We start from the raw sequence: 10,642 nt of genomic DNA on the forward strand, positions 1-10,642 counted from the left end.
CCCTCGGTCACTCATCATTCTGGTGCTTCGTCACCAGGAATAATGCTAAATCACTGATTTTTATTGTCATTAATTCTGGCACGTCAATTGCAAAAACCTGATCGGTAAGCAGCGCAACACATAATCTGAATTAAATAGCTGGCTAGGGTTCCGGTTCACGCAGGTGAATGTCTGGTCCGAGAGCTGGCGACCTCTGAGAGGTTACACGGCGGGACAAAAGCCCGGGAGACAGCAGCACCGTCAGGTGTCGCGCTGCTCCTTTTTTGTGCCAACCAGAGGTTAACCATGAAAACAACGCCGTTCATCCGCACGCTTTTGCTGTCACTCACCTTGCTGATCAGCTTTTCTTCCTTCGCCACGGTTAAAAAAGAGTTCAACATCTGCTGGACGATCTATGCGGGCTGGATGCCCTGGGGCACCATCAGCAATGAAAAAATTATTGATAAATGGGCCAGCAAATACGGCATCAAAATCAATATTGTTCAACTCAACGACTACATCGAATCCATCAACCAGTACACGGCAGGGCAGTTTGACGGCTGCACCATGACCAACATGGATGCGCTGACTATCCCGGCGGCAGGTGGGGTAGATTCGACAGCACTCATCACCGGCAGCTATTCCGATGGCAACGACGGCGTCGTGCTAAAAGGGATGAATAAAAAACTCAGCGATCTGAAAGGTATGTCGGTTTATCTGCCCGAACTCTCGGTATCGCACTATCTCCTGGTTCGCGGACTGGAAAAAGCCGGGCTGCAGGAAAAAGATGTGAAAGTGGTTAATACCTCCGATGCGGATATCGTCTCGGCCTTTGGCACCAGCAATGTGCGGGCAGCGGTAGCCTGGAACCCGCAGTTGTCCGTCATCAAAAAGACGCCACAAACCACCGAAGTGTTTAGCTCCACCCAAGTGCCCGGCGAACTCATCGACATGATGGTCGTGAACACCCAAACGCTGAAAGATAACCCCGCCCTCGGCAAAGCGCTGACCGGTGCGTGGTTTGAAATGATGGCAAAAATGCAGGCGGGTGATAAACAAGCGCTGAGTGCAATGGCGGCAGATTCCGGTACCGACCTCGCGGGCTATCAGGCTCAGCTTAAAACAACGCATCTGTTCTGGACGCCTGCTGAGACATTGGCCTTTATTTCTTCGCCTGATCTGCCAAAGACCATGCAACGCGTGGCGAACTTCTCGTTTGACAAAGGTCTGCTGGGTCAGGGCGCACAGAGCGCTGATTTTATCGGCATGACATTCCCGGGCAACGTCACCGTTGGCGATAGGGCTAACAGCAAACTGCGCTTTGACGACAGCTATCTTAAGCTGGCCGCTGCGGGCAAGTTGTAACCACTGACCACGGGAGTTCATGTCATGCGCTACATCAACCGCTATCCCCGCCAGGGCATGCGCCTGACGCTAATGCTGCTGCCCTTCGTGCTGATCATCGCCGCCTGGTTTATCGGATCAGCGGTGCGGCTGGAGGCCAATCCGCAGGACAAACTGCTGCCCGGACTGTCGCAGATGATTGAGGCGATTGATCGGATGGCCTTCACGCCAGATAAGCGCAGTGGTGAATACCTGCTGTGGGCCGATACGTTTATCAGCCTGAGCCGTCTGCTCATGGGGCTGGCGCTCTCCTCGCTGATTGGTCTGTGCCTCGGCATTGCCGCGGGCGTTTTTCCGATGTCCCGCGCCGCACTGTCACCCCTGATGACGGTTGTCTCAATGGTGCCGCCGCTGGCGATTCTGCCCGTGCTGTTTATTGTTTTCGGCCTGGATGAGCTGTCGAAGGTCATGCTCATCGTCATTGGCATTACGCCGATGCTGGCACGCGATCTTGAACAGCGGGCACGGGAAATTCCGGCGGAACTGTTGATCAAAGCGCAAACCCTGGGAGCCAATAGCTGGACGGTCGTGCTGCGGGTCGTGCTGCCGCAGCTGTTATCACGGCTTATAACCTCGGTACGGCTGCTTCTGGGATCGGCCTGGCTGTTTTTAATTTCCTCCGAAGCGATTTCGGCGACCGCCGGGCTGGGCTATCGCATTTTCCTGGTGCGTCGCTACATGGCGATGGATGTGATTATCCCCTATGTCATCTGGATCACGCTGCTGGCCTGGCTGATGGATCTGGGCCTGCGCAAGCTGCACAACGCCTGTTTCCCATGGGCGGAAGGAGGCCGGGAATGAGTTTTATCAGTATCAACAATATCTGGCAGGAGTACGGCGACCACGTGGTGCTGGAACGCATCAATTTGCAGGTTAAGGCGGGCGAGTTCTGCTCTATGGTCGGTGCATCGGGCTGCGGGAAGTCGACGTTTTTGCGCCTGCTGCTGGGGCAGGAAAAACCCACCCGGGGAGAGATCACCCTGGATGGTAAGGCACTGGCGACAGAACCCGACCGCAGCCGCGGCGTCGTGTTTCAACGCTATTCCGTGTTTCCCCATCTCAATGTACTGGATAACGTCGCGATAGGGCTCGAACTGCCTGCTTCGCCCTTGTCGGGTCGCCTGTTCGGCACCCGAAAACGCGCGGCCCGGCAGCAGGCACGACAGATGCTGGACAAAGTGGGGCTGGGAAATGCGCTGGATAAATATCCGGCACAGCTCTCCGGCGGAATGCAGCAAAGGCTGGCAATTGCCCAGGCTTTTATCATGCAACCGCGAGTGCTGTTGTTGGATGAGCCCTTTGGCGCACTGGATCCCGGTATCCGCAAAGACATGCACGCGCTGCTGCTTCAACTGTGGAGTGAAACCCGAATGACGGTCTTTATGGTCACCCACGATCTTACTGAAGGCTTCAACCTGGGTACACGGCTACTGGTATTTGACAAAGTCCGCCACGATCCCCAGGCCCCTCATGCCTGGGGCGCGCGTATCACCTATGACATTCCGCTGAATGAGGCGCGAATGGCACAGCTGATGACAGACAGTAAAGACAACGTTTATGCATTAAGGAGACAGCAATGACGGCACGTTTTCACTCAGCGCCCAGCCTGCGCGAAGAGCGGCTTCCAGGCGGGGCGCACACCTCATTCATTCTGCGCAAAGGGCACATCCTGCGCCTGACCGATATTGATGGCGGCGCGAACGTCAGCATGATGATGCTCAATCCGCATGAGAAAAGTGAACGCCTTAATCTACCGGATACGCTGAAGGGCCAGCATACGGCCCGGCTCACTACCGGCCACTGTTTTTATTCCGATATGGGCCGCGTACTCGCCGGGATCGTGGCGGACAGTTGTGGCTGGCACGACCCGTTTGGTGGCGTACTTAACGCGGCGGAAACGCGCGAAAAATATGGCGCAGGGCGCTATCAGGAGCTGCGGAATGGGTTTTACCGCAATGGAGTCGATAATCTGCTGGTCGAGATGGGCAAATGGGATTTGGGTCTTGAAGATCTGCTCATGGTCGTTAACTTCTTTAGCAAAGTCACCGTCGATGAAGATGGCCGCTTCCGCTTCGATACCGAACATAGCCGCGCAGGGGATGTTGTTGAGCTGTTTGCCCCAATGGACGTGCTGATCGTCCTGACCGCGCTCACCCATCCAATGGATCCTGCCCCTGACTATGCACCGCGTCCCATCCAGCTGAGCTGGTATCAGGCCGATGACGTACAGGCTACCACTGAAGCGCTGTTCATCCGCGATGAAAATCAGCGCGCAATACATAACACCCAACTTTTTGCCCTGTAAGGAGTCAGCGATGATGATTATTTCCAGCGACCGCCGCCCAGAGGATGCGGTTTACCGTCATGTGATTCCGGCGGGCGAACCCTGGCTGTTTGAGGTCAAACAAGGGCAAACATTGCGTCTGCTCGACCTGGAAGGGAATCAGGCGATCGATACGCTGTTCTACAACGCAGATAATCCGCGCGAGCGTTACGATCCCCAGCGTACGCTGCGCCGTCAGGGTAATGCTTACCTGACCACCGGCAGCGTACTTTACTCGAATATGGGCAATCCGCTGCTGACCATTGTCGCCGATACCTGTGGCCGCCACGATACGTTGGGCGGTGCCTGCGCGCAGGAAAGTAACACGGTACGTTATGCTCACGACAAGCGCTATATGCACAGCTGCCGGGATAATTTTCTTTGTGCCTGCCTGCATGACGGTCGCCTGCATAAACGCGATATCGGCGCCAACATCAACTTTTTTATGAACGTTCCCGTCACTCCGCAGGGTGGACTGACCTTTGAAGACGGTATTTCCGCCGCCGGCAAATATGTTGAACTGCGCGCCGAGTGTAATGCGGTGGTCTTAATCTCAAACTGTCCGCAGCTGAATAACCCCTGTAACGGCTGGAATCCCACGCCCGCCGAGGTATTGGTATGGAACTGAGCCTGGTGCGACTGAACAATACGCACGCCTGAACAGGAGAAGCCCCGGGGACGGCCCCAGGGGACATGTCGACTTTCTGCGGGACGACCCGCTTTCCTGAGAGTTCCGCTTATGTTTGATACCTTACTGATTGCTAACCGCGGTGCGATCGCCTGCCGCATCTTGCGCACCCTGCGCGCCATGCAGGTCAAGGGGGTGGCTGTCTATGCCGAGGCCGATCTGGGCAGCCTGCATATTCGTGATGCCGATGAAGCGTTGTCCCTTGGCGACGGCCCGGCGGCACAAACGTATCTGGCCGCTGAAAAAATTATTGCCGCAGCGCAGCAAAGCGGTGCACAGGCGATTCACCCGGGCTACGGTTTTCTCTCTGAAAACGCCGGGTTCGCTGAGGCCTGCGAGGCCGCAGGGCTGATTTTTGTTGGCCCAACGCCACAGCAGTTGCGGACTTTTGGTCTGAAGCACACGGCCCGTGCTCTGGCGAAAGCTGAAGGTGTGCCCTTGCTGGAAGGCAGCGAATTACTGGCCGATGCCGCCGAAGCCTGCCGCGTCGCCGAGACCGTTGGTTATCCGGTGATGCTGAAAAGTACGGCGGGTGGCGGCGGGATTGGCATGCGCGTTTGTCGCGATTCGCATGAACTGACGGAAGCGTTTGATACCGTGCAGCGGCTGGGGCAGAACAACTTTAGTGATGCCGGCGTGTTTCTCGAGAACTATATCGAACGCGCACGTCATCTTGAGGTGCAGATCTTTGGTGACGGGCAAGGAGACGTTATCGCGCTGGGCGTGCGTGACTGCTCGGTGCAGCGGCGTAACCAGAAGGTCATCGAAGAAACACCTGCCCCCAATTTGCCTGAAGGCATGGCACAGGCGCTCTGCGAGGCGGCAGTTGCGCTGGGTAAAGCAGTGAACTATCGCAGCGCGGGCACCGTGGAGTTTGTCTATGACAGCCTGAACCAACAATTTTACTTCCTGGAGGTCAACACTCGCCTTCAGGTCGAGCATGGCGTAACAGAACAGGTCTGGGGCGTTGACCTGGTGAAATGGATGATTGAACTGGCTGCGGACACCTTGCCGCCCCTGCGCGAGCTGGCTGCCGGGCTTGCGCCACAAGGCCATGCTATCCAGGCACGCATTTATGCGGAAGATCCGGGACGGCAGTTTCAGCCTTCACCGGGCCTGCTGACAGACGTTGCCTTTCCCGACCAACAGGATGCTCGCCTGCGCATTGATCACTGGATTGAAGCCGGTTGCGAAGTGCCGCCCTTTTTTGATCCGCTGCTGGCGAAAACGATCGCCTGGCGGCCCAGCCGCCCGGAGGCCATTGCCACACTGGCGCAGGCGCTGGCAGAAACGCGTTTATACGGTGTTGAAACCAACCGCCTCTATCTGCAGCAAATTTTAGCGTTTGCGCCCTTTGTTCAGGGAGAACCCTGGACCCGTTGTCTGGAACAGCTGAGCTATCAGGCAGCGACGGTTGAGGTGCTAGGCGCCGGTACGCAAACCAGCGTGCAGGATTATCCGGGCCGTCTGGGCTACTGGGCGGTCGGCGTACCGCCATCGGGGCCGATGGACGACCGCGCCCTGCGTTCAGGCAATCGGCTGCTGGGCAATGACGAGGGGGAAGCCGCACTGGAAATTACCCTCACCGGACCCACTCTGAAATTCAATACCGCCATCCAGGCCGTCATCTGCGGTGCACCACTGAGCGCTACCCTGGATGGCCAGCCCGTGCCGATGGATTGTGTTTTTACCATTCCCGCCGGGGCGACGTTAAAGCTGGGTGCTGTGAGTGGGGCGGGCGTGCGAAGCTATCTCTGCCTGAGCGGCGGCATTCAGGTGCCAACGTATTTAGGCAGTAAAAGCACCTTTACGCTTGGCCAGTTTGGCGGCCACGCCGGACGCGCACTGCGTAGCGGCGATGTGCTGCACCTGGCCCCACAGGCAGCAACGGAAGCTGGCGCGGCACTTCCTGAGGCATTGCGCATGGATCTCCCGCAGATCCGCACCCTACGGGTAATTTATGGTCCACACGGTGCGCCGGAGTTCTTCGCGCCGGACTATATCGCCACTTTTTTTGCCACAGAATGGGAAGTGCATTTTAACTCCAGCCGCACGGGCGTCCGCCTGATTGGGCCCAAGCCCATCTGGAGCCGAGACAGCGGGGGCGAAGCCGGACTGCATCCGTCAAACATTCACGACAATCCGTACGCGGTAGGTGCGGTTGATTTTACCGGCGATATGCCGGTGATTCTGGGCCCGGATGGACCCAGCCTCGGGGGATTCGTTTGTCCGGTCACAGTCATCGAAGCCGATCTCTGGCAGTTAGGGCAGTTGAAAGCCGGTGATAAAGTGCGCTTTACCTCGGTGGATTTAACCACCGCGCGCCAGTTGGCTAAAGCGCGAGGCCAGGAACTGGCAACGCTCTGTGGCCAGGCGACAGTCTGGCAACCTGCGCCGCTGACCTCGCCGATCGTGATGACCTGCGGTGAGGCCGATAAGCGCCTGGTCGCGCGACTTTCTGGCGATACGCATCTGCTACTCGAAGCCGGGGAGCCGGAGCTGGATCTGGTTCTGCGTTTTCGCATTCATGCCCTGATGCAGGCGCTGGAAGCGCATGCAAAAGACGGGGTGATTGATATCACGCCCGGGATTCGTTCGTTGCAGATCCATTTTCAGCCTGAAATCCTCACCCATGACGCGCTGCTGGACTGGGTACGCGGCGAGTGGCTCAGGGTTTGCCTGAGTGATGATCTGCAGGTGCCAACTCGCGCAGTACATCTGCCGCTTTCCTGGGACGATCCCGCCTGTCGCCAGGCGATTGAAAAGTACATGACGACGGTACGCCCTGATGCACCGTGGTGCCCCAGTAACCTTGAATTCATTCGCCGCATTAACGATCTGCCTGACGAACAGGCGGTCTGGGAGACGGTGTTTGAGGCCAGCTATCTGGTTATGGGGCTGGGCGATGTCTATCTGGGGGCGCCGGTTGCGACACCGCTGGATCCGCGCCATCGCCTGGTCACCACAAAATACAACCCGGCGCGCACCTGGACGGCAGAGAACTCGGTGGGTATCGGCGGCGCTTACCTCTGCGTTTACGGCATGGAAGGACCTGGCGGCTATCAGTTTGTGGGGCGCACGCTTCAGATGTGGAATCGCTATCGAGAGGTTGCTGATTTTGCGGGGAAACCCTGGCTGCTGCGCTTCTTTGATCAACTGCGGTTCTACCCTGTATCCGCCGAGGAACTGGTGCAAATCCGCCGCGATTTCCCGCTGGGGCGTTATCCGCTGCGCATTGAGCCCAGTACGCTGCGGTTGAGTGATTATCAGCAGTTTCTCGCTCATGAGGCGCAAAGTATCGCGGCGTTTCGTGACCACCAGCAAGAGGCGTTCAATGCGGAACGCGATCGCTGGATCGCCAGTGGTCAGGCCCATTTCGACAGCCAGGAGAACATGGCAGAAGAGGGCGGTGATGCACCGCTACAGCAGGGCGAGCAGGGTGTCGAAAGCCCGGTTTCCGGCAACCTTTGGCAAGTGCAAACCACGGTGGGAAGTCGGGTTCAGGCGGGGGATGTTCTGGTGGTGCTTGAATCCATGAAAATGGAGATTCCGCTGCTGGCACCCTGCGATGGGATCATCCAGCAGGTTAACGTACAGCCAGGCAGTGCCGTGCGCGCCGGACAGCGGGTTGCGGTGATTGTGGAGGATAACACTTGATTTTGCGTTGGCACTGGCAGCGATAATCGCTGGGCCTGAGTGCTTATCGATCATGCCCGTTAGTGATCTTGAACGGGCAGGTGCGCGAGACTGACCTTCTCGTGCACCTGCACGCTGCGTCGGTAACACGCACCACAGCGTGACGTGCATGTTATCTGCATCAATGTTTCAGGGAACAATCACCATCTGTGAAGGCGCGCCTACGGCAACATAGTTCCCGGTAAAGTTGATGGCACCACTCGCTTTATCCACCCTGAAGCTGGTGATGTTATCGCTACGCTGATTCATCACGTAAATCATGCTGCCATCAGGGGATAATGTCAGCGTTCGGGGGTAATCCCCGCGCGTCCACACATCATCTTTATGCGTCAGTGTGCCGTTTGCATTGACCTCAAAGTGCGCAATGCTGTCATGCAGACGGTTGGCGACGTAAAGATTTTTCCCGCCCTTATCAATGACTAACCCGGCTGCAAAACTGGTGCCTTTATAACCGGCAGGCAGCGTAGAAACCGTGGCCTTTTCCTGCAAAGCACCGCTTTGCGGATTAATGAGGTAATGTGTGAGTGTGGAGGCTTCTTCATTCACTAACCAGAGCGCATGACCCTCAGCGCTAAAAACGAAATGGCGGGGGCCTGCACCGGCAGACGAGGCGTTTATCCATGCGGGTTTGCCGGGCGTCAGGGTACCGTCTTTATTCAGGTGGTATTGGTAAATGCGGTCCAGCCCCAAATCCGTCGAGTAAACAAACTGGCCCGTGGGATCGCTGGCGACCATATGTGCATGCGGACCATTGTGATCGCTGATGGCAAAGCTGCCGTCTACCGCTGCGGCCGGTTTGCCTGCGCCAGCTGGGCCGCTGTCCTGATGATGATCGACAGCCTCACTCAGCTTGCCTTCTGGCGTCACCGCAAACACTGTAATACTGCCGCTGACATAATTTGCGACCAACAGGTAACGCTGATCGGGTGTCAGGGACAGGTACACCGGTCCTTTGCCTTGCGTGTCGACCTGATTTAATGCCGTGAGCGAACCGTCCGTACCAATCTGATAAGCGGTGATGCTACCTTTCTCGGTCTCACTCACCACATAAAGATGTTTACCATCCGCTGACGCCACCATCTGTGCCTGGTTGGGCAGTTGACTCACCAATGTTTTTCCCGACAGTTCACCCTGCGCATTGAGGATAAATCGATAAACCCCTTCGCCATTGGGATTATAGGTTCCCACATACGCGTAAGATGCCTGAGCCATTAGCGGCACAATGGCCGAAGCACTTGCAACGGCGGCTAGCGCCAGAATCGTTTTATTCATCATTTTTCCCTACTCGCCAGTGTCGTTAATTTTTACGGTCGCCTGAACATCCGGGCAATGAATACTTAGTAAGCAAAAGGGCAGAGCGTCGCGTTTCAGTAATACGTTCTTTCTTCACGTCGAAACGGTTGCCAGAAAAGGAAGATGAGCGGTATTCGTTTGCTGTTAGTCGTGTCGCTTTTTGAAATGTCAGAAACGGCCCCTCGTGGCACGAAGCCTTACGTTGATGCTGTTCGTTTTCTGATGCGTCCGTTAAGCGTTGTGTCAGCTATGTTAAACCAGAGTCTGGACAAATTATCAGCAATGTCTGGCCGGATACAGAGAGTATTTTTCCAGTACTAAACGGAAATGTTTTGGCAGGGGGTGAGAGATGTCACAGGAGAGGCAAGTACTCCAAATTTTAATCTCCGTTATCTGCGGGTGTGGAAAGTATTTCGCGCATCTTTAAAGGGTTTTCGATGAGAATTAATCGATCCGCGCCCGGCGCCAAAGTCACCTCGGCGGCGTCACTCCAGAGGCCTTCGATCAGGCCTCATCGTGAGGACACAAATTGTCTAGGGTTGTGGGGGCAGTCCAATAGTCCAATGGAGTATTATTGACTGTGCCTCACAGAGTTATCGCAGCCTGGCGGTAACGTATTACTTCAGGGAAAGAGCGAACATGTCCATAACCATCAGCGTCCTGCTGGAAAACCGACTTAAGCCCGAATCTAAAAATTTGCTGTGTGCTAAAGCCGGACTTAGTCTGTTTATCCAGGATGAAAATGATTCAATTCTGTTTGATACCGGCCCTGATGATAGCTTCATGCATAATACAGGTTTAATGGGAGTAGATTTGACAAACCTTACCGCGTCTGTACTTTCCCACGGTCACTATGACCATTGTGGTGGTGTGCCGTGGATACCTGACAAATGTCGAATAATATGCCATCCAATGGTGGCGAATGAGCGCTACTCGGCAGTAAGGTTTCCAGGCTATACCGCCAGAATTAAAAAATTGTCGATACATAATAATTTTTCACGTTTTCGCATGGAGTACATCAGTACCCCACTGCATATAAATTGATTATCTGTTAGATAGTCAAAACCACGAAGGATCCTACTGGCACTACATGCTCGGTGTGGTGCAATTCTATCTCGCGTCATTCGGCTATCAGCAGACGCCGGCAGTGGCGATCCGTAAGGCCAGGTCGTTGTGATGCAAGCGAAGTGGTGAGCCTGCCATCAATGACATCCTGCAGGATTTTGAGGCGGTTAACTTCATTCATCGTAAAGTACTCC

At 55.8% G+C, this 10,642-nt stretch carries 8 protein-coding genes and 1 riboswitch; of the genes, 7 read left to right on the plus strand and 1 reads right to left on the minus strand.

Annotated features, from left to right (window positions below; all coding sequences use genetic code 11):
* Nucleotides 1-131: 131 nt before the first annotated feature.
* Nucleotides 132-230, plus strand: a riboswitch (guanidine-I (ykkC/yxkD leader).
* 55 nt (nt 231-285) lie between these two features.
* The 6 genes from ACPXSQ_RS18720 to uca all read left to right on the plus strand — a co-directional run bounded on the left by ACPXSQ_RS18720 (nt 286) and on the right by uca (nt 8,051).
* A complete protein-coding gene (locus ACPXSQ_RS18720; RefSeq protein ID WP_014604647.1) occupies nt 286-1,344 on the plus strand; it encodes a putative urea ABC transporter substrate-binding protein in 1,059 nt (352 codons plus the stop codon).
* A gap of 24 nt (nt 1,345-1,368) precedes the next feature.
* Nucleotides 1,369-2,184 carry an ABC transporter permease gene (locus ACPXSQ_RS18725; protein WP_013027909.1) on the plus strand — a complete coding sequence of 272 codons (816 nt, stop codon included), beginning with the start codon at nt 1,369-1,371 and terminating at the stop codon, nt 2,182-2,184.
* On the plus strand, nt 2,181-2,963 hold the full coding sequence (locus ACPXSQ_RS18730) for an ABC transporter ATP-binding protein (RefSeq protein WP_426144225.1): 783 nt from the start codon (nt 2,181-2,183) through the stop codon (nt 2,961-2,963). The genes ACPXSQ_RS18725 and ACPXSQ_RS18730 overlap by 4 nt, the downstream gene beginning before the upstream one ends.
* Entirely contained in the window at nt 2,960-3,688 is a 729-nt protein-coding gene (locus ACPXSQ_RS18735; RefSeq protein WP_426144226.1) for an urea amidolyase associated protein UAAP1, read from the plus strand. Before ACPXSQ_RS18730 ends, ACPXSQ_RS18735 begins: the two co-directional genes overlap by 4 nt.
* Before the next feature lie 10 nt (nt 3,689-3,698).
* On the plus strand, nt 3,699-4,334 hold the full coding sequence (locus ACPXSQ_RS18740) for an urea amidolyase associated protein UAAP2 (protein WP_014333187.1): 636 nt from the start codon (nt 3,699-3,701) through the stop codon (nt 4,332-4,334).
* A 111-nt stretch (nt 4,335-4,445) separates the two neighbouring features.
* Entirely contained in the window at nt 4,446-8,051 is a 3,606-nt protein-coding gene (uca, locus tag ACPXSQ_RS18745; protein WP_426144227.1) for an urea carboxylase, read from the plus strand.
* 168 nt (nt 8,052-8,219) lie between these two features.
* Here uca and ACPXSQ_RS18750 read toward each other — a convergent pair whose 3' ends face one another.
* Nucleotides 8,220-9,365 carry a lactonase family protein gene (locus ACPXSQ_RS18750; protein WP_426144228.1) on the minus strand — a complete coding sequence of 382 codons (1,146 nt, stop codon included), beginning with the start codon at nt 9,363-9,365 and terminating at the stop codon, nt 8,220-8,222.
* Nucleotides 9,366-10,022: 657 nt separating this feature from the next.
* Here ACPXSQ_RS18750 and ACPXSQ_RS18755 point away from each other — a divergent pair.
* Nucleotides 10,023-10,427 carry an MBL fold metallo-hydrolase gene (locus ACPXSQ_RS18755; RefSeq protein ID WP_014598310.1) on the plus strand — a complete coding sequence of 135 codons (405 nt, stop codon included), beginning with the start codon at nt 10,023-10,025 and terminating at the stop codon, nt 10,425-10,427.
* The last annotated feature ends 215 nt before the right edge of the window (nt 10,428-10,642 follow it).

Source organism: Pantoea sp. EEL5 (assembly GCF_049892805.1).
GTDB lineage: Bacteria > Pseudomonadota > Gammaproteobacteria > Enterobacterales > Enterobacteriaceae > Pantoea > Pantoea ananatis.